Annotated in this window: 18 protein-coding genes; 13 read left to right on the top strand and 5 right to left on the bottom strand. The window is 59.3% G+C overall.

What is annotated here, in order from left to right; translation table 11 throughout:
• Window positions 1-56: 56 nt before the first annotated feature.
• From IH615_RS11445 to IH615_RS11425, 5 genes are all read left to right on the top strand, one after another.
• Window positions 57-1,940, top strand: a complete 1,884-nt coding sequence (locus IH615_RS11445) for a ParB/RepB/Spo0J family partition protein (protein ID WP_291362000.1) — start codon at window positions 57-59, stop codon at window positions 1,938-1,940.
• A 376-nt stretch (window positions 1,941-2,316) separates the two neighbouring features.
• Window positions 2,317-3,534 (top strand): plasmid partitioning protein RepA, encoded by a 1,218-nt coding sequence (gene repA / locus IH615_RS11440; protein ID WP_291361999.1) that lies wholly within the window; start codon window positions 2,317-2,319, stop codon window positions 3,532-3,534.
• Entirely contained in the window at window positions 3,531-4,544 is a 1,014-nt protein-coding gene (gene repB / locus IH615_RS11435; protein ID WP_291361998.1) for a plasmid partitioning protein RepB, read from the top strand. The genes repA and repB overlap by 4 nt, the downstream gene beginning before the upstream one ends.
• A 215-nt stretch (window positions 4,545-4,759) precedes the next feature.
• Window positions 4,760-6,097 carry a plasmid replication protein RepC gene (gene repC, locus IH615_RS11430; protein ID WP_291361997.1) on the top strand — a complete coding sequence of 446 codons (1,338 nt, stop codon included), beginning with the start codon at window positions 4,760-4,762 and terminating at the stop codon, window positions 6,095-6,097.
• 8 nt (window positions 6,098-6,105) lie between these two features.
• Entirely contained in the window at window positions 6,106-6,813 is a 708-nt protein-coding gene (locus IH615_RS11425; protein ID WP_291361996.1) for a hypothetical protein, read from the top strand.
• A 45-nt stretch (window positions 6,814-6,858) separates the two neighbouring features.
• Here the strand turns inward: IH615_RS11425 and IH615_RS11420 are convergent, their stop codons facing one another.
• From IH615_RS11420 to IH615_RS11410, 3 genes are read right to left on the bottom strand one after another with little or no spacing between them, the layout of a single operon-like run.
• Window positions 6,859-7,335, bottom strand: a complete 477-nt coding sequence (locus IH615_RS11420) for a hypothetical protein (protein ID WP_291361995.1) — start codon at window positions 7,333-7,335, stop codon at window positions 6,859-6,861.
• Window positions 7,336-7,361: 26 nt separating this feature from the next.
• Window positions 7,362-8,837 (bottom strand): HEPN domain-containing protein, encoded by a 1,476-nt coding sequence (locus IH615_RS11415; protein WP_291361994.1) that lies wholly within the window; start codon window positions 8,835-8,837, stop codon window positions 7,362-7,364.
• A 4-nt stretch (window positions 8,838-8,841) separates the two neighbouring features.
• Window positions 8,842-10,011 (bottom strand): tyrosine-type recombinase/integrase, encoded by a 1,170-nt coding sequence (locus IH615_RS11410; RefSeq protein WP_291362026.1) that lies wholly within the window; start codon window positions 10,009-10,011, stop codon window positions 8,842-8,844.
• A gap of 124 nt (window positions 10,012-10,135) precedes the next feature.
• Here IH615_RS11410 and IH615_RS11405 point away from each other — a divergent pair, with 124 nt between their 5' ends.
• From IH615_RS11405 to IH615_RS11380, 6 genes are all read left to right on the top strand, one after another.
• Window positions 10,136-11,092: a DUF1403 family protein gene (locus IH615_RS11405; RefSeq protein WP_291361993.1), complete on the top strand. Its 957-nt coding sequence runs from the start codon at window positions 10,136-10,138 to the stop codon at window positions 11,090-11,092.
• 11 nt (window positions 11,093-11,103) lie between these two features.
• On the top strand, window positions 11,104-11,793 hold the full coding sequence (locus IH615_RS11400; RefSeq protein WP_291361992.1) for an SMC-Scp complex subunit ScpB: 690 nt from the start codon (window positions 11,104-11,106) through the stop codon (window positions 11,791-11,793).
• Between the two features lie 109 nt (window positions 11,794-11,902).
• Window positions 11,903-12,340 (top strand): hypothetical protein, encoded by a 438-nt coding sequence (locus tag IH615_RS11395; protein ID WP_291361991.1) that lies wholly within the window; start codon window positions 11,903-11,905, stop codon window positions 12,338-12,340.
• Between the two features lie 444 nt (window positions 12,341-12,784).
• Complete coding sequence (locus tag IH615_RS11390) at window positions 12,785-13,261, top strand: hypothetical protein (protein WP_291361990.1); 477 nt, start codon at window positions 12,785-12,787, stop codon at window positions 13,259-13,261.
• Window positions 13,258-16,356, top strand: coding sequence for an N-6 DNA methylase (locus tag IH615_RS11385; RefSeq protein ID WP_291361989.1), 3,099 nt, complete (start codon window positions 13,258-13,260; stop codon window positions 16,354-16,356). The genes IH615_RS11390 and IH615_RS11385 overlap by 4 nt, the downstream gene beginning before the upstream one ends.
• Window positions 16,356-17,009 carry a hypothetical protein gene (locus IH615_RS11380; protein WP_291361988.1) on the top strand — a complete coding sequence of 218 codons (654 nt, stop codon included), beginning with the start codon at window positions 16,356-16,358 and terminating at the stop codon, window positions 17,007-17,009. Before IH615_RS11385 ends, IH615_RS11380 begins: the two co-directional genes overlap by 1 nt.
• 140 nt (window positions 17,010-17,149) lie before the next feature.
• On the opposite strand, the gene IH615_RS11375 is transcribed toward IH615_RS11380, so the two are convergent.
• Window positions 17,150-17,572: a thermonuclease family protein gene (locus IH615_RS11375; protein WP_291361987.1), complete on the bottom strand. Its 423-nt coding sequence runs from the start codon at window positions 17,570-17,572 to the stop codon at window positions 17,150-17,152.
• Window positions 17,573-18,019: 447 nt separating this feature from the next.
• Here IH615_RS11375 and repC (IH615_RS11370) point away from each other — a divergent pair, with 447 nt between their 5' ends.
• Window positions 18,020-19,306 (top strand): plasmid replication protein RepC, encoded by a 1,287-nt coding sequence (gene repC, locus IH615_RS11370; protein WP_291361986.1) that lies wholly within the window; start codon window positions 18,020-18,022, stop codon window positions 19,304-19,306.
• A gap of 357 nt (window positions 19,307-19,663) precedes the next feature.
• The gene (locus IH615_RS11365) at window positions 19,664-19,996 is read left to right on the top strand and encodes a DUF736 family protein (protein WP_291361985.1); all 333 of its coding nucleotides are present in this window, start codon (window positions 19,664-19,666) and stop codon (window positions 19,994-19,996) included.
• A gap of 68 nt (window positions 19,997-20,064) precedes the next feature.
• Here IH615_RS11365 and IH615_RS11360 read toward each other — a convergent pair whose 3' ends face one another.
• The gene (locus IH615_RS11360; protein WP_291361984.1) at window positions 20,065-20,778 is read right to left on the bottom strand and encodes a helix-turn-helix domain-containing protein; all 714 of its coding nucleotides are present in this window, start codon (window positions 20,776-20,778) and stop codon (window positions 20,065-20,067) included.
• Window positions 20,779-20,833: the final 55 nt, after the last annotated feature.

The raw sequence follows: 20,833 nt of genomic DNA, 5'->3' as shown, positions 1-20,833 counted from the left end.
GGCCCCTGCCCGATGGGCAAAGGCTAGACCGCTTCGCGGGACCAAGGAGAGCAAACATGACCCCCACCGATATCCAGCCAATCATGTTGAACAAGCTAGACGCCGATCCCAAAAATGTCCGCAAGACCTATGCGCCCGACAGTGTCGAGAGCCTTGCCGCCTCCATTGGCAGCGTTGGAATCCTGCAAAACCTTGTTGTCCGCCCCGGCAAGAAGGGGCGGTTCTTCGTCTCTGCTGGTGGTCGCAGACTGGCTGCACTGAAACTGCTGCAGGAGCGTGGCGCGATCCCGGCCGATCACCCCGTCAATTGCCAGATGCGCGACGAGGACAGCGCGGTCGAAGTGAGCTTGGCCGAAAATGTCATGCGCGAAGCCATGCACCCGCTCGACGAATTTGAAGCCTTTAACGCCCTCAGCGATCAGGGCAAGTCCCCCGATCAGATCGCGTCGCGCTTTGGTGTTACTGAAAACCTTGTGAAGCGCCGCCTTGCCCTCGCCAAGACCGCCCCGGAATTGCGTGAGCTTTTCCGATCCGGCGAGATGGAACTGTCTCAGTTGGCAGCCTTCACCGTGGTGGACGATCACGCGCGCCAGTTGGAAGTCTGGAACAATCTTGGCCAGTGGAGCCGCCACAGTGCAACAATTCGGCGCACGCTGCTGGCCGAGCAGACCACAACCGATACGCCGCGCTTTGCCGTCGTCGGAGAGGCCGCTTATCTAGAGGCAGGCGGTGTCCTGCACAAAGACCTGTTTGATGAGAGTGGCAGCGGGGTCATCGAAAGCCCGGACATACTGGAAGCCCTGTTTAACAAAGAGGTGGACGCTGCCAAGACCAAGCTTTTGGCCGAAGGTTGGGCATGGGTTGAGTTCTTCGAGACCCTGCCCGACTGGTATTACGGTTCTGTCCGCGTCTACCCCACCGACACCGAACTATCGCCGGAAGATCAGGCCGTGCTTGATGGGCTGGAAGCGGATTTGGAAAGCCTCGATTTCGAGGGGGCGACGCTGGAGCCGCAGGAACGGGAGCAGCGACAGGCCGCGCTGCACGAGCAAATCGAGCAGCTTGACCGCAAGACCCGCGTCTACTCCGAAGCCGATTATCTGGCCGCTGGCGCATTCCTCAGCATCAGCAACTTTGGGAAATTCCGTATCGAGCGCGGAATGATGTCGCGCGGGCCCAAGGACGATAGCGCCGAGGCCGAGCAGGACGAGCGCAAGGATGAGGACGAAGGAACAGACCGGAGTGTCGTGGCGAAACCAGCAAAGAGCGCCGGGTTGGACGATCTGTCGTTCTCACTGGTCGAGGACTTGAGCGCTCGCAAAACCGCAGCGCTGCGTGTTGCCCTTGCCAATAACCCGGACGTTGCCCTTGTGACGGTCGTTCATGCCCTGCTGCTGCGTGTGGGGTACAGCTACGCGCGGGAACAGAGCGCCGTGCAGGTCAGCGTCACCCCCGAATATCTCAAAGGCTCCATTTCTGATTACGAGGATTACGCTCCGGTCGTCGAGTTCGCCAGCATGTGGGAGAACCTTGGCCACGCCATTCCAGGCAACCCAAGCGATCTTTGGGACTGGCTGACGGACAAGACCACCGACGAATTGCTGTCCCTTCTCGCGGCTGCCGCTGCCAAAGGCGTCAACGTGGTCGAGAAGAAGTTCTCCGACCGAGGGCGGGCGTTCGAACATGGCAAGGTGCTGAGCCAAGCACTCGCCCTCGATATGGCCGACTGGTTCACGCCAACCGCTGAAAACTTCTTCAAGCGCGTCAGCAAAGACCAGATCGCTACGGCCATCAAAGAAGCCATTGGTGATGATGAAGCGGCGAAGGCGGTGAAAATGAAGAAGGGCGACGCCGCAACCTATGCCGAAACGCTCTTTAAAGATCGACGTTGGCTGCCCCCGCAGCTGCGGGCATACGTCCCACAGGAACCGGCTTGCTGACTGCTCTCCCAAGCCGAACCGGTCGCGCGCCGCGCGACCGGTCTTCCAAATACCCCCAAAAATCGCGGTAGCCGCGATCCCGGCATCGAACCGGGATCGCGGCTTTGTCGCCCGCTTCACGCGCGCCAAAAGCGGGGTCATCCGGGCCGAGTCGGCTCAGAGCGAAACCTGGTGCCACTCAGGGTGTTCGTATGAAGCCGGCGGTATGCCGAATTGTCAGCTGACAATTTCGCAAAAAATGCTGCAAAATCAACGTGGTTCTGATTCTGCAAGGGCGCATTAGGAGTCTGTTAACCCAATATTCCTTGACCGCCCCGTGAGAGTCGGGTCAATTTGCGGAAAATAACCAGAGTGGCTCTATTTTGCGACTTTCACGATGAAGCCAGTTGTAGCTGCAAATTCCCGACCCCAGGGCGGCCCAGCGTTTGATGAAACGATCTGGGAAGATTCTCAGGCTTTGGGCTCGCAGCTCCAAGTCCTGCGGGAACGTCTGTTTCCGCCTGAAGCGCAAAAAGAGCTCCGCACGTTCTCAACGGCCGAAACCGCAAAACTGATCGGCGTCACCGAAAGCTATATCAGGAACCTGGCGACGGACGAAGCCGGACCGATCCCCGAAAAGGCCACCACCGGGCGACGCCGCTATTCTCTGGAGCAGGTCCATGCTCTTCGGCAGCACCTGACCAAGGGCAAGACCTCCTACGTTCCTTGGCGGAAGGAAGGCGAGCATCTCCAAGTCATTGCCGTGACCAACTTCAAGGGTGGCTCGGGCAAGACCACGACGGCGACCCATTTGGCGCAATATCTAGCGCTCCATGGTCATCGTGTCCTTGCCGTCGATCTCGACCCGCAGGCATCAATGTCAGCTCTGTTCGGCTATCAGCCTGAATTCGACGTGGCTGATAACATGACGCTCTACGGCGCCATCCGCTACGACGAGCAGCGCCGGCCGCTTTCGGAGATTGTTCGCAAGACCTATTTCGCGGGCCTCGACCTGGTGCCCGGCAATCTCGAATTGCACGAGTTCGAGCATGACACGCCGCGCGTATTGTCGAGCGGCACGCAGGACGACGATGGCCTGTTTTTCATGCGGGTCGCCAGTGCCTTGCAGAGCGTGGCTGACGACTACGACGTCGTCGTCATCGACTGCCCGCCCCAGCTTGGCTTTCTCACCATGTCGGCGCTGTGCGCCGCGACGGCCGTCCTGATCACGGTTCACCCGCAAATGCTCGACGTTGCCTCGATGAACCAGTTCCTGGCCATGACCTCGCAATTGCTGGCTGTCGTGCGCGATAACGGCGGCAACCTCAATTATGACTGGATGCGATATCTGGTCACCCGGCATGAACCCAATGATGGCCCGCAGAACCAGATTGTTGCCTTCCTGCGCAATCTTTTCGGAGAGCGCGTGCTGACGCCGATGATGGTCAAGTCGACTGCCATTTCTGACGCCGGCCTTTCCAAGCAGACCGTCTACGAAGCCCCTCGTGAATCCATGAACCGCCAGACCTACGACCGGGCGCTTGAATCGATGGATGCCGTCAACGGCGACATTGAGAAGCTGGTCCACCAGGCCTGGGGGAGGGCGGTCAAATGAAGAAACCCGACGGGCGGGGCAGGGACATTCTGCAAAGTCTGGTCGCCGCCGGCAAGCCGGGACGTCCAGAGGACGGATCGCCGTCGCAGGCGCGGCCTTCGGGCGCCGTCAAGGCCATGAGCCTTGGCCTCGATCGCCTGTCGGCCGAGGCCGCTCAAGCCAAGGTTTTGCGCGAAGAGCTGGCCAGTCGCGAAACGACCCAGGAGCTTGACCCGGCGCTGTTTACTGCCTCGATCGTTTCTGACCGTATTTCTTCGGCGAGCGATGGACGCCTGCAGCAGCTCAAGGCAGCTATTGCCGAAAATGGGCAGCAGATTCCTGTCATTGCCCGTCCGCACCCGACCGACGAAGGGCGCTTCCAGATCGCCGCTGGCCATCGGCGCTGGCGGGTGGCTCAAGAGCTTGGGCTCAAGCTCAAAGCCATTGTCCGCAAACTGTCCGATCAGGAAATGGTCATCCTGCAGGGGCAGGAGAACGGGCCGCGCGAGGACCTCACCTTTGTCGAGCGTGCGCGCTTCGCCATGCAGATGGAAACCCACGGTTTCGATCGCGACACGCTGTCGGCCGCCCTCAGCGTCGATAAGCCAGAGATTTCACGCCTGCTCACCGTTGCCCAGGCTCTCGGCGAGGACCTGATCGTCGCCATTGGCCCGGCGCCCAAGATTGGTCGCCCTCGATGGCTCCAGCTTGTCAAAGGTCTCGAGCCCGCCGGCGCCCGCGAGGCGCTCGACGAAGTGTTGGGGTCATCTGACTTTCAAAGCGGGGACAGCGATCAGCGTTTCGCCATGGCGTTGCAGGCCGTCGGGTCAAAGCAGCGCACGGCCAAGCGTAGGCTTGCCTCTCCCGACCGAGTTGCGTGGGTCGAAAAGAAGGGGCGCCAAGTCCGCCTTGTCTCAGACAATCCTGCCTTCGCGAGCTTTATCCAACAACGCCTTCCCGCACTCCTTGAAGAGTTTGCGGGCAGCGCCGAAGCCAAAACAGAGAAACAGTCGAAAGGATCAACCCGCTGAATATCAAACGCTTTTGGTGAATTGTCAGCTGACAATTAGCACTCGGAGCACATGAAACCGGGCAAAGAAAAAGGCCCCCGAAACGACATTCCGGAAGCCCTTCTCAAGAGTGGTATCAAGAGAATCGCACTTCCAGGAATCACAGTCAAGGCCTTCGGGCACTGAGCGTCGATTCGGCGAGCGGATTTCTATTGCCTAGAGATAGGTGAAGAAGGATGCAGACCCATACTGTAACGACGCCCTTTGGGCGGCGACCGATGACGCTTGGCATGATTGCCAGCCAGGTCACGGCTCAGACTGCGCCGGAAGGCGCGACCGTGCATAAATGGCACGTCTTCAGGAATATCAAGGAAGCCCGGATTGCCCTGGGCGCCACCGATCGGGCGCTGGCCATCCTCGATGCCCTGCTGTCGTTCCATCCCGAGACGGCGTTCTACGGCGACAGCGCACTCATCGTTTGGCCATCCAACGAGCAGCTCATCGGCCGCGCGAACGGGATGTCTCCGACGACGCTACGCCGGCATCTGGCCAACCTGGTCGACTGCGGCTTGGTCGTTCGTCGGGACAGCCCCAACGGCAAGCGCTACGCCCGCAAGGGGCAGGGCGGCGACGTCGAGCAGGCCTATGGCTTTGACCTGTCGCCGATCGTTGCCCGCGCTATAGAGTTCAAGGAGCTCGCAGAGGCAGTTCGCGCTGAGAAGAAGGCCTATAAGGTCGTCAAAGAAAAGCTGACGATCTGCCGGCGCGACATCGTCAAGATGATCGAAGCGGCTATCGAGGAAGGTGTGCCCGGCAATTGGGGCAGCGTGCATCTCGAATATCAGGCGATCATCGGACGGCTTCCCCGGACCGCGCCACGACAGGTTCTTGAGGCTGTGGCGGCGGAGCTCGACGATCTATGGACGCAGATCCGTGATGTGTTGGAATCATTCGTAAAAACACAGAATATGAACGCCAATGAGTCCCAAATTGACCGCCACATACAGAATTCAAATACCGAATCTAAAACTGAATCTGAAAGCGGCTTAGGATCAAAAAGAGAAGAAGGCGGCACCACCGGCGAAACGGACAACCTGCGGCGCTTGCCGAAGCGCGAACTGCCCCTTGGCATCGTGCTGGACGCATGCCCTAACGTCCGCTGGTTGACGAAAGGTGGCGATATCAGCCAATGGCGTGAATTCCTGGCGGCCGCAGACCTGGCCCGGCCGGTTTTGGGCATCAGCCCAAGTGCCTGGGAGGATGCCCAGGTCGCAATGGGCGAGCAGCCGGCCGCGATTACGCTGGCGGCGATCTATCAAAAGTCCGATCAGATCAAATCCCCTGGCGGATATCTCCGAAACCTCACGGAAAAGGCCAAGGAAGGGAAATTCTCGCCCTGGCCGATGATCATGGCGCTGCTGCGGGCCAAGCTCGACGCCGCGAAGGTAACTGGGGCGGGAATTGCTGAAGCCGAGAGCGAACTGGGCGCCGCAAAACGACTTGATCGGACCGAAAAGCGGCTCGAAATCAGCGACACTCTCAAGCGCTCGCTTTCAAGGCGCTCCGAGAAATAGGATGAACAATGACTGGCGGCGATGAATTGAAAATCAACGATGATGCTTCATCACCAATTGACCCGTCTCTTCGGCGGGATTGCCTCAGGTTGTTTGAAGCATGCCTAGCGCAGATCCGCAGCGGGCTGCCTCCCGGTCCAAGTCTTCTGATGTCCCGTGAATGGGAATTCGCCCTGATGTCTCTTTGTGAGCGACTGACGGCGGACGGGCGAGGGATGCAAGCGCCGACCGAGGACGAACTCGTGACCATGCAGTTCATCGTGGCGGCCAATTTCCGCGACGCTAAGGACGGGCTGCGTACCTTGCGACATTGGTTGAAAGGGGCGGAGGAGGTGATCCTTTGTGACCCATATCTACTCCAGTACAAACCGACCGGAATGTTCTCGGACGTAGAGGCCTACGCAAAGGCAATCGCCGACCTAATCCCTAAGTCCGCGAAAAAGGTCGACCTTTATAGCAACAGCTACAGCCAGAAGGTGCGCCCGGCGGTGCTACAAGGGCTGAAGGAGGGCCGAAACGTTCGCCATTTCAGCTCGGATCAGTTACATGACCGCTTTCTTTTGAAGAACGGGACCGAAGGAAAGGTACTCGGGACATCCCTGGGCGGGTTTGGGCGTAAGTTTTTCGCAGTTGTGGATCTTGACCCAACTGACGTTGTCGAAGTCATCGACCAGCTTCGGGCCTTGTGCCCCAATCCGCTATTTCACCGGCGCTAGGGCAGGGGGCCTAAGGCAACGGCGACGTGGCATACCGCCACCGCCTTAGAATAGCCAACGATTGGGGTCCACGCCCCCTCTCGAGAGCAGAAATTTATCATCGATGGCCATTCCCAGAAACGCGAAATACAGGAGCCTCTGGACGTGGTAATCTTGGATAGAACGGTCGCCTCTTGCGTAGTTGGCGGCGGCGGTCACCAGTCGGCAATTCTCAAGGGAATATGGACCGTCGTTTTCAATGCGGTCGATGCTTATCCAATTATCTCGGTATCGACCCGTTGAATTTGTAAGCTGCTCGAACTCCATATCGGTGTCCTCACACCTGCCGTTGGCGCGGGTTACTAAGAGGTCGAAGTCTAGTCGCGAAAGAGTGAATGCAATTCGACCTTTACTTGCTTTGGCGCGACTCTCAGCTTTTTCATAGACTGAAATCTCATCAGCAATCGCCGGGCGAACAAGAGGACGAGCCTCGTCCGTTTTCAGCTTAAGTGTTTTGTGCAAGCTTGGAAGTATCGGTGCCATGTTCATCCCGCCAGTGCGAAGCGTGGTTAAAGTTTAGCAGCTTGTAGGCTCTTGAGAAATGCATCCCTGTCATCAATGCCCCCTACACCGGCATAGTGGTGGAGTTGGACGGCATATTGATCGAGTGCTGCGGTCGCCAAATCTTCCAACTGGCCGCGTTCGACATCAAGCTGAGCATGCACCGCCAAGACCGATCCATGGGCGACTTCAGAACGCAATTTGTAGGTTCGCTCCACGAGCTTTTTCAGTGTAGTGCCATCTCCCAGCACTTGCTGCGACATTGCGATGCCGGTGAGCCTGGCCACAAGTTCTAGAATCCCCTTCTGTTCCCGGCCTCCGGACAATATATCGAGTGCGATGACCAGCATGACGACGGCGACGAAATCTACATCTGCCAGGCACGCTCGACCATACCAGTGAACCGCGTTAAACCATCTGTCCGCCAGCTTTGGGCATTGATGATGCGCTGACACATTCGTCGCCGGCAAAAGAGCGGCCCCCGCAGCCTCGAACAGATCCTTCGACCCATCCACTATAGCTTGGGCCAGCCCTGGTGCACCGCTCATCCCAGGCCGATTGATCCTAAACCCATGGGCAAGATCCTCACCTGCCACCTGATTCAGACGATCGACGGACAAAGGTTGAACACTGTCGACTGCAGTCGAAATCAAGGACCGAGCCGGCCTAACCATTGCCAAACGCAAGGTATCCAGCGCAACCTGGACTGCCAAAACGCCTCGACGTCTCGACTCTTCGGGTTCGAAGCCTTCAACGAGACTGCACGCCACCCATTGGTCAGGGTGCACAAGTCGGGCAACTGTTCGAGCGTTAGATAGGTCCTTCGGTTCCGAGAACCTTTTCGCATTGTGAAATGCAAGTCGCAGCGACTTGAAATTGTGCTCTCCCCGCCGCAGCGCTGCCAAAGCCCCCTTAGCTCCAGCCAACCCCGACCCGCCCTTAAGCTTGGTTCCAGCCCAAAGGCTCTCAACGTCCGGCATCCATGACGACTGCTTGCCGCGTCGGCTCGCAATTTCCTCAAGCCAATCGCGGCGTTTGATGAACTTCACACCTCCAATGCTGAAGGGGCCGCATTCTTGACCAACGAACAGCCATACCGGAACGTAGTGCACGATGCTCTTTGTTGACGATCGAGCGCGCTCCAATAGGCGGACCTTTACCATCGGCCAGTGTTGGCTCGTATCGCGCTCCCTGGAGAGTTCTTGCAGCGACGCACCGAACACCTCGGAAGTGATCATGCGCATACGATCTCGACTTACAGCGATGTTTATATCCGCGGCATTCTCTCTGGTGATGTCGGCGAGCTCTGCCAAGGCATTCATCGCTAGGTCGGTTGTTGGATAGCTTCCATGATCGCCCGGGATATACGGCCCCAGCGGCTGATAGCGGCCCAGCAGCCTGGTCTTGGACGCCGCGCTATTGGGATCTTGGCAGGCGAGCGTTTCCACTAGAATGGTTTCGACCAGTTGGTGATTGGTTGCCATTGAACTACAAACCTGCCGCTTTGGTGAGATTGACACGAAACCGATCGCGACGCCGCTGATAGCGCCGGGTCATCTCAGCCGAAGCATGGCCGAGTTGCTTTTGCACATAGCGTTCGTCGACCTCCGCTGAGCTGGCCAGGCCCGCCCTTAGCGAATGCCCGGCAAACTTCGTTGCTCGCTCGCCTTCCGGAAGATCACCCCGGATCCCGGCTGCGATTGCAGCGCGTTTGACCAGCCGAGCGACCTCCTGGTCTCGCAGCCGTTCCGGCCCGACGGCCTTGCCGCCACCAGTCACCCGGCGAAACAGGGGGCCATGCGCGATACGGCCCAGCTTGAGCCAGGTTTCGAGGGCGATCACGGGGCAGGTGCGGTCAGAAGAGCCACGCCCGATCTCGACCTCGCGCCAGCCGGTCTTGCCGCGCAGGGTCAAAACCACCCCGCGCTCGAGAACTTCTATCCAGCCGCGCCCGTCCTTTGTTTGATCCTCGGCGAGGTCGAGCCCCACCACTTCCGAACGCCGCAGGCCCCCGGCAAAGCCCATCAGCAGGATCGCTCGATCGCGTAGGCCACGCAGGCTGCCGCGATCGAGAGTTTCGAGCATGGCGATGAGATCCTCCGGCAACACGGCCTCTTTCTGCACCGGAGGGCGGCCCTGGGTATTGCGAATGCCTTCGAGCACAGTTGCAATATGGCGGTCACCACGGTCGAGCCGCTCACCGAGCTGGCGATAGTGCCAGGAGAGCGCAGACAGGCGCCGTTCGATGCTTGAGACAGCGGCCGGCTTCCGATTGTTCGTCGCGGCACCGGAGGCGCAGGCCGTGATGTAAAGGCCGACAATCTGCGGGTCAGGCGGCAGTTGATCAAGACCCTGGCGCCTGCACCAGGAAGCGAAATGCTTCCAGTCCGAGTCGTAAGCGCGGCGCGTGTTCGGCGCGCTGGCCGCCTCGACATATTCCCGGGCGCGATCGGCGAGTGCTTCCAGATGCGCCGGTACAGCAGCAGCGATCTGCGGGGCAGGGGAGGGCGCCTCGGCCGAGGGGTCGTCGTTTTTTTCGACCATTTCGACGTCGCCGTCTAATGCTGACGAAATTCCGACGGCTATAGGCGTGCGCAGCGGTCGAGCAGAGCCGTGCTGAGGGTCGTTTTCGGTGCTCGCGTCGAGATTTCGGGCCATTCCCTCTATAATGAGCAAAATGAACGATAATGCAAGATTATCAGTCATTATTAATTGCCACCATGTGGGGCGCATAACAGCATATTCTATGGCGATAAGCGCCGTGGCGTGTTAGCATCCAGGCATGAAATCACGCGCTGATTTGCTGATTTTCGATCCTCTACCGGTGCCCAAAGTGCCGGTTTGGGCGCGACCACGTGGTCTTGTTTTGCACGACTCCGATGCGGCATATGCGACCGGCGCGGCTTTGAATTCGTTGGATAATCTGGTGCGTCAGGATTTTTCCTGGGCCGGCGCTTGGCGGCAACGGCTGGCGCTGCGGAATGCTGCCGCGGCAGTGAATTTGACCGACCGGCGCGAGGATGAATCAGCACTGCGCGACACCCACTATTTGCGCAGTGCCGGCGACGATCCTGGCCCCGCTGGGCACCTGCTGATGGCCTGGCGCCGATTGGCCAGCCGGACCGCCGGATGCGACGAGGAAATGGTGCGGTCGGTCGCCGAACAGTGTTTTGCTCTGCGATGGGATGACTCTCTCGCCGACGTCGTCGCCAATGCCGAAGAGATGGCGGTGTCGTCCCGGCCGGCGCCCGTGCTGGCTGCCGAGATCGCCAGTGCCGTCTATCGGGCCCGGCCTGACGGCGAATTGTTGGGGTTCTGGCTCGCCGACGCCCTGCTGGCCCAAAAACTCCGGTGGCCCATTCCGGTGCCGCTGTTGATGGGGCAGGTGTCGTCGTCCTTCTTCAGGTCCGGCGAGAACCGCAAGCGCATCCGGCCGGGAGGAGAAGGCTGGGGCAGGGCGGTGTTTTTGGCCTATGCGACCGCGGCGGCGGAGGCGTGCGAGCTCGGCGCCGATTTGGCGCAACGAGCCGGAAGATTGGCGGGGGTGGCGCCAAAACTCCGCGCCAAAGGATCGGGCGACGTCATCAAACTGCTGCTGTCGGATGACGCGGTGCCGGGGTCCTGGTCCAGTTCAAAACTGTCGGCGCGCGGGGCCAGGCGGCTGTTTGATCGGCTGGGTGAGCTGGGGGCGGTGCGCGAGCTTAGTGGTCGTCCGACGTTTCGGCTCTACGGCTTATGAGGGCGCAATAGATGGCCAGGCGCAAACGAGCAGATGCTGAACCAACTATCTTCGATACCGAGCTGACCGATATGCCAGCCGACCTGCGCTGGCGCGAATGGATGAACCGCATTGAGGCCGTGTTGTTCGCTTCCCCTCGTCCGGTGGAGCGTGAGGCTCTGGCGAGGATCGTCGGACGCGATGCCAGCATCGACCTGTTGATCGATGACATTCAGGCGGGGCTGGTCGGCAAGCCATATGACATTGCCCGTATCGCCGGCGGTTGGCGAATGCAGACCCGTGTGGCCTATGCTGATGCGATCCATGCGTCTAAGGCCTTGCGGGAACGGGCGATGGACCTGACCCAGAATGAGGTCATGGTCCTCGTTTCGATTGCCTATCATCAGCCGGTGACGCGGGCCGGGGTCACCGAAATCCTGGGCCGTGAGGTGTCACGCGATGTCATCGGGGCGCTGCGGGATAAGAACATGATCACGGCGGGGCCGCGTAGCCCAACAGCTGGGGCGCCGTTCACCTATGTGACGACAAAGGGAGTTTTGGAGCATTTCGGGCTCGATACTCTACGAGAGTTGCCCGATCTGGAGGGACTGCAGGATGCAGGACTGTTGACTGGCCGAGGCGACGGGGAGAGGTCGGGGCGGCTTCATAACCAGCCAGCGTATGTCCCCGGCACCGGAACGTTTCGGGCCGATGATGACTGAGGCCAGGCGTTTGGGCCGACAGCTGTGCGACGATCGTGGTTAACGCGTTTTCGCGATTGAAGAACCGACGCCGCATACCGATAGTCCTCCCCGAATTGAGGGGACTGATATGGCACTGAGCAACAACGACATCGGGAAGACCTGGACGCTTCACACTCTGGCGCAGCTTTCGGACGCGTGGCCGCGGCGGGTGGATTTCAACTCCCTCGATTTGGGCACGCAGACCAGCGTGCGCCCGGAGAGCGAGGACGAAGCCGAGGACATATTCGACGACCTGTTCCGCTGGCTCCGCCACGAGGGGTTCGTCTCGTTCACGCAGGACGGTGCGGGGTGGGCCGCAGACGTCCAGCTGACGAGCAAGGCCATGGAAGCGATCGGGCACGCCCTGCCGACTGATAAGGGCGCGGTCGGTAAGCAGCTCAAAGATATCGCTGCGGGCGCCGGTTCCGAGGTCGGGCGGGCTGTAATCGCGGAGACCGTGGGCCTGTTCATCGGTGCCGCTGCACGCGGCTTCGCCGGTGGCGGCAGTAGCGGTGCCGGAGCATGAACTAATGTTCGGTAAAGCCACGACTTAGGGTAGGTCCTCCGCCACTGCCCGGCGACGGTGGCGAGAACCCGTGGGACGTTGGGGCGGTCGTGAAGGTCTGCCAGGCCGAGCGGATCGGCTTGCGCATCAAGCCGGATGACGCGGCCAAGTGGGCGCTACCGACGCCCCCGTCAATCCCACAACGGCCAAAGGCCGACTTAGCAGGAGGAACGGAGCTACGGTCCAGCCCACCGTCGTTGACCTTGTTTAATATTGGATGCCGGACGGCCGTTTGGGGCAGATTGCGGCCCGTTTGCGATCGGCCGTGGGTTTATCGAAAGGGGCCTTTTTGGCCTAAGCTCTTTTGCAGTGGTCGCTTGGATTGAAACTAAAGAACAAAGAAAGTACTAACTTGGGGTGCACCCCGGATTGATGAGGTAACCGCCGTAGGTTAATGTGGCGCGCATGCGCTACACCCAAAGCCAGATTCGCGAACTTCTTTCCATTTCGGTGGATACTTTTCGCACCTGGCGTGACGCCATCCCTGCGCTATCTGGGCACAGAGGTCATGCCCCTAGCTTCATGCCAGGTGACGTCGTTGCCCTGGCGATAGTCGCCGAGCTGGTCAACGGCTTCGGCGTGCGTATAGGAACACTAAGCAGTCAGTTCGAACAGTTGTTCGAGGCATGCCACGGGAAGTCCTGGCCCTTACTTGAAAATTGTGTCGTGTTGATTACTGCAAGCAACTTTCGGATATTAGAAGCAAGCGTCGCGAAAGAGCACTGGCCAAGCGAACCTACTCTTCGCGTGTCGTGCGCTCCAATAATTGTTCGCCTCCGCTCGGCGCTTGCGGAAGCGGCGGCTGACCAAATGCAAGGCCATCTACCCTTCCTGCCTACTTCAGCCGCTACCCAACCAAATTTGCGCGGTAAACGAGCATGATCACCACCCTGGCATCCGCATTGGCGCCGGAGTGGAAAGACCGCTTGGGGCTCACACATCGGCGCTCGCCTGAACTCTACGAGTCAGCCGAGGCCGTCAGCGACGTACCGCACGCGCCGGCTATCCGAGCCGCCCTCACCGAAATGGGTGTATCGGCGATCTTCTGCGTCCAAGGCGTCCCGACCGTCGCGATCCTAGAAGCTGATCACTACGATCGCGCCGCTATTATCGATCTTCATGGCGCGCTCTGGAATCAGGGCCTAGCCAGCCTGTTGCTGGTTATCGCCGACGATACGCTCAGAGCGTTTTCGCTCGCCCGTACTCCGCTGAGCGATCCGGGCGACGCCTTCGAGGCCCGCTGTCTCATAGACAGCCTCACCCTGACGACCGAAGCGCTGCGTTTTCAAAATCTGATCTATGGCGCGGAATCCGGCCGCCTCTGGAAGGACTACGGCGAGTATTTCCCCCCAAAAGAACGCATCGATCAGGTACTCCTCGACAATTTGAATGCGTCCCATGACCTCCTGCAGAAGGCCGCGCTCGCTCCTGATGCGGCCCAGGCCCTGCTCATACAGGCGATGTTTATCGCCTACCTTGAAGACCGGGAGATCGTAACGCCCACATACTTTGCCGCCGTCTCTGCGAAGAGCGCGGAGAGTTTTTCAGCACTGCTGGAAACCGGCGACGTCACTCTCTTCCGGTCCTTTTTCCGGACCCTCCACGCGGATTTCAACGGCGATCTGTTCGTTGCGCCGTGCTCCTTCGAGGCCACGGGCGAGGCGCCAGAAGTCCTGCCTGCCCATCTGACGATCTTGGCGCGGTTCCGGTCAGGCCGTGAAGAAATGGCGCGTTCCGGACAGCAGCGGTTCTGGGGCTATGACTTCCGCTATATCCCGATCGAGCTCGTCAGCGCCGTATATGATCGGTTCCTGGGTGAACGCGAGGCCGAACGCCGCGCCAACGGCGCCTACTACACGCCCATGTTCCTCGCCGACACGGTCGTTTCCCAAGCTTGGGAAATGTTGCCGGATGCGACAAGGACGACAGGAAACTTCCTCGACCCCGCCTGCGGGTCAGGCGTTTTCCTCGTCCGCTCGTTCCAGCGGCTGTGCGAACACTGGCGCGCCAAGCACAAGACACAGACGATTTCCTGGAAAACGCTGCTGTCCTTACTGAGCCAGATTCATGGCTGGGATTTGAATGGCGGCGCCGTTCGGGTCGCCGTGTTTTCGCTCTACGTCGCTTTGCTCGAAGAGGTGTCGCCACGCGACATCCGCAAGCTCATTACCCGGGGGAAACTCCTCCCGGAACTTTGGGGCAAGACCCTCGTCTGCCGCGACTTTTTCGAAGTGTCACCTGATGGCGCCCGATACGAGGTCATCATTGGCAATCCGCCATGGACCAGCCGCCGCGGCCCGGCGCGTTCGTCTGTGCAGTGGAGCAAGAAGGCCGGTTATCCCATGCCTGGTGGCGAGGATGCCTGGGCATTCAGCTGGAAGGCCCTGTCTCATCTCGCCGACGGTGGACTGATCGCCTTCCTGCTACCGGCGATGGGGTTCCTGCACAATCACGCTCAAAACACGGTCGAAGCGCGTGATGCGTTCTTCCGAAAATCCCAGGTCCGTCGCGTCATTAACTTCGCAGATCTTCGATTCCAGCTTTTCGAGAAAGCCCATCGCCCTACCGCTCTGATCATCTACGGCGGCGCCAATCCGGAGAATTTCCCGTATCGCTTCGACTACTGGGCGCCGAAGGCCGACCTTAATTTGCGCATCAAGCGTGTCATCACGCTGAGTAGCTCCGACAAGGCCGCACTCGGGGTGGGCGCGGTCCTGGATAACCCGCTCATCTTCAAGCAGCGCCTCTGGATGCGCGAGCCGGACGCGAAACTCTTCGCCTACCTTGCGAGGCTTCCCAAACTTGGAGCCTTCATCAGCGATTACGGCAGCCTGAGCCGTCGCCGCGAAAAACCGGGCGATCGATGGGTAATCGGGCAAGGCTATCAGCCCTTCAATGAAGACAGCGATAGCGATGCGCCTCCTCTGGCAAGCGAGTATGTCGGTCGACTGCCAGACCTGCCGATCGCAGCCTATTCGCGCCTGGCTCAGGCTGCGGAAGGCTTGCTCCCGGCCCCGTCATCAACGGTTCGCCGCCGCGGGTTCGAGCCCGGGTTCGATGGCTCGCGCATCCTTATCCCGCGTGGGGTGGAGACGTCGCAAAACCGCCTTCGGGCGGCATACTGCGATCAGCCGCTGACCTTCCAGGATATCTTGCAAGCGATCGTGGTGCCGGACGGCCAAAGCGACCGCGCAAAGGTTCTCACGGCGATCCTCAATAGTCGCATCGCGGTCTGGTATGCCTTTCATGGCACCGCGTCGTTCGGTTCGGATCGCCCGGAAGTCAAGCAAGCCGACCTGTTGCGATTGCCGTTTCCATCACCCGACGATGTCCCGGATCAGGCCGAAGCAGCCCAAGCGGCCCTTGAGCTGATCGCGATTGTGGACGACGCACGCGAACGCTCTAGCGAGCCGTTTTCGATGCAGGTCGATGACAGCAATATCCTTCGGACGATCGACCGGCTCGCGTACCAATATTTTTGCCTGTCTCCCGATGAGATCGCGCTAATCGACGACACTGTCGAGGCGATCCTTCCTGCGCTTCAGCCCCATGAAGGCCACTTCCCGAAACTCTGGGGCGCGCCTGACCAACCGCAGCGCGCTCAATACGCGCACACATTGTCGGCGAGCCTCGCGGACTGGTTCAAAGGCAAAAAGATCGATGCGCGCCTTGTCGCGCGCGGCGCTGATTTGGCGATCCTGCGTCTGCATCTGGGCGGCCATGAAGACTATGCCGAAGATGCGGCCGGCGAACTCAGCGAGGTACTCGAGCAGCTTGCAGCCCACATCCACAGGCCCCTCGACGGTAACTTCCAGCTCATGCCGGATTTGCGCGTTTTCGTCGGTGACTGCCTCTACCTCATCAAGCCTATGCAGATGCGCTTCTGGCTGCGCTCCACGGCGCTCGCTGATGCCGATGGGATAGCGCTCGACCTCCAGCAAGCCGCCGCCGCGCCCCAGCAGCGGGACGCGGATTGATGCTGATCGGTGATGCGCAGGGATGGGTCGACAACTTCGTTTCGTTTGACGATCGCTTCCTCGAACGGATCGCGGCAGCGTGGCCAGAGTGCATGGCGGTTCTTCCCGAACAGCCAGGGGAAGATGACATCACCATCAACCTCGTCGATCGCCTCGCCAAGGACGTTGTGGTGCGTCGGTTATGCCATTGGGTCGAGTATCAGTTCGAGCCGTTTGGCCTAGCGGCTGACGGGTCGAAATACAGCAAGGGCATCATCGACATTGCCGTACTCTTCGACTGGGATCGAGAGCGATACCTGGCTTACGAGTGCAAGCGGCTGAACGTGATCAACGGCGGAAGCCGCAGTTCCCTGGCCACCGTATACGTCACACAGGGCATGATGCGTTTTCTCACCGAGCAGTATGCTGAGCAACTGCCTGTGGGGTGCATGCTCGGTTACGTGCTCGATGGCGACGTGCCCTTTGCCAATTCACGGATTGCCGACGCCATCGGCATCCATGTTCCTCTCGCGCTCGCTGAGGGGCCTACACCACTTGCCGCGATTGAAACGATCGAGCGTTTCCGAACAAGGCACACCCGCCAAACCGGATCACAGATCGAACTTCGCCACGCGCTGTTTTCGAAGCCGTCAGCGGTCGCGACGAATGCTTGAGGAAGGCGTGTTTGTACCTCGCCGATCAGGACGAATTGATGCGCTGGTATCGCTATCTGTTCCTGGGACGCGGCAAAGCGCCCTAGAAAAAGGCCGCCTCCGACCGAGCCCACAGCCGCAATCCCGCCATTAGCTGCGACCTAGCACCAGAATTCCTCGCCGTTCGGCCACCTTCGAGCCAGCCCTTCGGCGATGAGGATGTCGCCAACATCCGTGCCACCGATACGGATCGTGGCGAGCATGCGGTCGTATCGATCCTTGCCGCCGGTCTCGACAGTGAAGGTATTGCCGTTCAAAAGCTGAAGCAGGCGTGCGCTGGCCCGCTTCGCTAGAGCAATCTCGGCTTGGCCGCCACAGATGTCATTGTACGGCTCTGGGGTGTCATAGCTCTCGAGCCGAAGGTTGACGCCCTGCAACCAGATCGTGTCCCCATCAACGACGCATGTGACCCGATCTCGGCCGCACATAGAGAAGTGGACATTCCATTCCTGTGCCTGTGCCGGCCAGGTCCCAAGGGTGGCAGCGAACAGGACGATGGCGGCGGTGATGCGGGTGCTGATCATGGAGTGTGCGTACCATAAATGCCTGCGCTTCTCACGAGCTTGACTGACTAAACCAAAATATCCCTAAAGCGGGATCGCCAAATAGCCAGACCCGTCGTTCTATCCAAAGGCGCCCGGAATATAGGGGATTTCTTCGTCTTCCCTCGATCGGAATTAGCCTGATGTGGGTAGTTCTAACGTGAAAATGTTGCGATTTGTCCGTTTGCATGTAATTTCAACACGCGCGAATCCTCACTCACAGTGATGGGTTTTCATATCCCGTACTAAGATTTGGAGCTGACCAGACGGCAAAAACGAAAACCGCCTCGGAATGAACCGAAGCGGGGAGATCGTCTAGAAACTCGAATGTGGTAGTTCGTTTTTAGGCCCTCCCCCATTCCTCGTCAAGAGTTTGGCGTCATTTCGGCGAGTGATTTCGCACGCCCTGGTCACAACTGTTGGAGAGCAATGGTGACGACTTATTCAAGAGGACGTCGACAGACAGACGCTCGGGCTTTTTACCGGAAAATGGCGGAAGAGGCCGAGCTAGGCGCCGTTACCCGATCGCAGTTACAAGTGCTGGCAAAGGACCTGCCGCAAACGGGTTTGGTCAATTCGACCGAAGCCATGTTGCTCGTCACCCTTGTCCACAGCGCGCCTGGCCCACAGTTCGAGGCGGGTGGCCTGCCGATCGTCTTCAAGTCAAACGCCACATTGGGCTTCGAGATCGGAAAGTCGCCCAACCACACAGGAGCGCTGCTGTCCCGGCTATTTGATGCTGGGTTGATCGCGATGCGGGATAGCGGAAACTATAAGCGGTTCGCCCGCCGCGATGATGCGGGGAATTTGGCCGCTGTCTCTGGCATCGACCTTCGCGTGCTGATCGCGCGTTATGGAGAACTCAATGCGTTGGTCGTAAAGGCGCGTAGCGACCGCAACGCGAGGGAGGCTGCCTGGAGCGAGTACCGCGGCGCCGTCCGGCAGTTGCACCTGGTGCTGAGCAGCGTGAAAGACCTGGCGAGCCGTATCCTTGCGACGGTTGAGCGCCGGTTCAACATCATCTTGGCCAATGTGAGCAAGAAATCGACGACAGCCCAGATTGGTCGAGCAGCGCGACTTTGTCGTCGGCTTGCCGAGCGGGCCTATGGCCTTAACAAAGGTCGTGAAGACAGCCTGGCATCGGGTAAAATCATGAGCAGGACGCCCAAAATTCGTGACCACATACAGACTACAAATCTCAACCAATTAGTATCTCGTAGTGAAGGGGCATGGCGTCCGGCCAGCGCCGGACCAGTTGTCCTGAATGGAGCGAGCTTCGCTCGCGGGGCTTGGGATGAAAGAAGGGGCGAAGCAAATTCCAGCCTGAGAACGCGGCCCGAGCCCGGCCGTGCGATGCAGATAGAGACCTTGACAGCGGCCTGCCCCGCCTTGAAGTCGTGGCTCGGTAAAGCCCCGACGAGTTGGCCCGCCCTAATCGACAAATACCCGCTGCTGTGCGTGCTGGTGGGCATATCTGCCGATGGGCGCGATCAGGCGGCCAGCGTATTGGGACAAACCGGAGCGGCTATGGCCGCGGCCCTAATCATTGAGCGCCGAGAGGCGGGCGAAATCAAATCTGCCGGCGGTTTCATGCGGGCGCTGATTGAACGCGCCATGACTGGCGACCTACACCTAGAAAAGTCGATTTATGCCCGCGCCAGAATGAGGTTGGAGGTAGCGCGCAAGGTTCCGGATTCCGGAACTTCAACAGCCTAAAACTCAGGCCAGAGTTCTGGAAATGGCGCCCAATCGATGCTTAGGGGAATCCAGGGCAGGGATTTTCCTTGGTAGTGATACCTTATTTGGTTCACAATAGGTTGTGGCTAGAGACGTCGTCCGAGCTGGATGAGGTGGTGAGATTTCGCTTCGAAAGGGGCATCTGCAATTTGAACTTGTTCGCATGGCGTCGTCAAAAATCGAGCCCGGCAGGCCTTAATATTCCCCGCCTGCGGCTTCCTCGCGCAACAATTTTAGAGGCCTTTTGGGCTTCTCCGCTTCGCTCCGTCGAGCGCTTTTTGCCTTATCCGCCCTGCGTTAACGGCGACATTGCAACCGCCCAATAGGAGAGCAAAAATGACCATCACCAACTATATCAAGTTCGACAGCGACGAATTCACCAAAGCCACCGGCACCGGCCTCGTGTCCACCCTCGATCGTGATCTCGATATCAAGGTTGTACCATTCACCTCCGATAACCCCAAGGCCCCGACGCACAGGGTATTCGCCAAATCTCCCCGTGGCCTCGACATCGAAGTTGGCGGCATTTGGAAGAAGCTCAACAACGACAAGAAGCCCTACTACACCCTCAGCATCAAGGGCCTAAAGCTCAACGCCAATCTCGGTCGCTTTCCCGGTCAGGACGACGAGTTGGTGCAGGCGATCATCCCGTGGGACCCACAGGACTAATGTGACCCGGCCCTGGCGCTTGGCGCCGGGGCCAACCTAATTGTTGCGCCCTTGCAGGCGCGGCCGTTTCAGTTATCCGTTTCCGAAGCCTTGAGCTTGCGAGGTTTACGAGGTCCCCGTTTGGCCTTTTCAGCGAGGATCAGCCCTTTCACGTCCTCACTGGTCAAACCATTCTTGTCCATCAGCTCTTTGACATCGCGAACAACGGCATGGTCGGCCTCGTCTCGTTCACGCTGGACGAGGTCAGCGATCAGCGAAACATAAGTGAGGATTTCGTGCACGTTCTTGGCGGGCAGCCTCATGACAGTGCTGACCAGCTTGCCGCGGGCCTTTGCTTCGGCCTCATCCGTCCCAAAAATCTGCGGTGCAACTTCGGCCAGAACGTCGAACATCTCCGGACCGAGAATCTCAATCATGAGGATCAGCCGGGTCACTCGCAAATGGGCTTCGCGTCGTTCGGCACGACCGTAGAATTGTTGGGATAGTCCCAACAATTCCGCCATTTCCTCTTTGGTGATGTTGGCGTTCTCGCGCGTTGCGGCGAGGTGGTCCGAAATCCTGTTTTCGAGTTCTTCAGGAGAGGGGACTGGGAGACTGGTTTTACGACGATAGATCGTCTTGCCCGATTCCTCGTCCAACACGGGGATCAAGCCGAGCAATTTGATGTGCCGCTCAATCTCTTTCACATCAATGTCCAGCAAAACGTCATCATCATGGGGCGTAAGTCTTCTGGTTCTTCTGAATTTTAGGCTGCCGGTGCCCAATAGGCCAAAGCTCAGCATTTGGCCATTGTGACCCAGATTCTTTGCTGAATCGTGCAAAAAACGCCCTGCTCAC

This window comes from Devosia sp. (assembly GCF_014860165.1).
In the GTDB taxonomy this organism is placed as follows: Bacteria; Pseudomonadota; Alphaproteobacteria; order Rhizobiales; family Devosiaceae; genus Devosia.
This window is presented reverse-complemented; position numbering and strand designations above follow the sequence as displayed.

What these genes read in the sequence shown, in the direction of transcription:
- IH615_RS11405 (WP_291361993.1), top strand. Translation starts at nt 10,136, where the DNA reads ATGAAATCACGCGCTGATTTGCTGATTTTCGATCCTCTACCGGTGCCC.
- IH615_RS11425 (WP_291361996.1), top strand. Translation starts at nt 6,106, where the DNA reads ATGACTGGCGGCGATGAATTGAAAATCAACGATGATGCTTCATCACCA.
- repC (WP_291361997.1), top strand. Translation starts at nt 4,760, where the DNA reads ATGCAGACCCATACTGTAACGACGCCCTTTGGGCGGCGACCGATGACG.
- IH615_RS11365 (WP_291361985.1), top strand. Translation starts at nt 19,664, where the DNA reads ATGACCATCACCAACTATATCAAGTTCGACAGCGACGAATTCACCAAA.
- IH615_RS11410 (WP_291362026.1), bottom strand. Translation starts at nt 10,011, where the DNA reads ATGGCCCGAAATCTCGACGCGAGCACCGAAAACGACCCTCAGCACGGC.
- repB (WP_291361998.1), top strand. Translation starts at nt 3,531, where the DNA reads ATGAAGAAACCCGACGGGCGGGGCAGGGACATTCTGCAAAGTCTGGTC.
- IH615_RS11415 (WP_291361994.1), bottom strand. Translation starts at nt 8,837, where the DNA reads ATGGCAACCAATCACCAACTGGTCGAAACCATTCTAGTGGAAACGCTC.
- IH615_RS11395 (WP_291361991.1), top strand. Translation starts at nt 11,903, where the DNA reads ATGGCACTGAGCAACAACGACATCGGGAAGACCTGGACGCTTCACACT.
- IH615_RS11385 (WP_291361989.1), top strand. Translation starts at nt 13,258, where the DNA reads ATGATCACCACCCTGGCATCCGCATTGGCGCCGGAGTGGAAAGACCGC.
- IH615_RS11360 (WP_291361984.1), bottom strand. Translation starts at nt 20,778, where the DNA reads ATGCTGAGCTTTGGCCTATTGGGCACCGGCAGCCTAAAATTCAGAAGA.
- IH615_RS11420 (WP_291361995.1), bottom strand. Translation starts at nt 7,335, where the DNA reads ATGGCACCGATACTTCCAAGCTTGCACAAAACACTTAAGCTGAAAACG.
- IH615_RS11400 (WP_291361992.1), top strand. Translation starts at nt 11,104, where the DNA reads ATGGCCAGGCGCAAACGAGCAGATGCTGAACCAACTATCTTCGATACC.
- IH615_RS11390 (WP_291361990.1), top strand. Translation starts at nt 12,785, where the DNA reads ATGCGCTACACCCAAAGCCAGATTCGCGAACTTCTTTCCATTTCGGTG.
- IH615_RS11445 (WP_291362000.1), top strand. Translation starts at nt 57, where the DNA reads ATGACCCCCACCGATATCCAGCCAATCATGTTGAACAAGCTAGACGCC.
- IH615_RS11380 (WP_291361988.1), top strand. Translation starts at nt 16,356, where the DNA reads ATGCTGATCGGTGATGCGCAGGGATGGGTCGACAACTTCGTTTCGTTT.
- repC (WP_291361986.1), top strand. Translation starts at nt 18,020, where the DNA reads ATGGTGACGACTTATTCAAGAGGACGTCGACAGACAGACGCTCGGGCT.
- repA (WP_291361999.1), top strand. Translation starts at nt 2,317, where the DNA reads ATGAAGCCAGTTGTAGCTGCAAATTCCCGACCCCAGGGCGGCCCAGCG.
- IH615_RS11375 (WP_291361987.1), bottom strand. Translation starts at nt 17,572, where the DNA reads ATGATCAGCACCCGCATCACCGCCGCCATCGTCCTGTTCGCTGCCACC.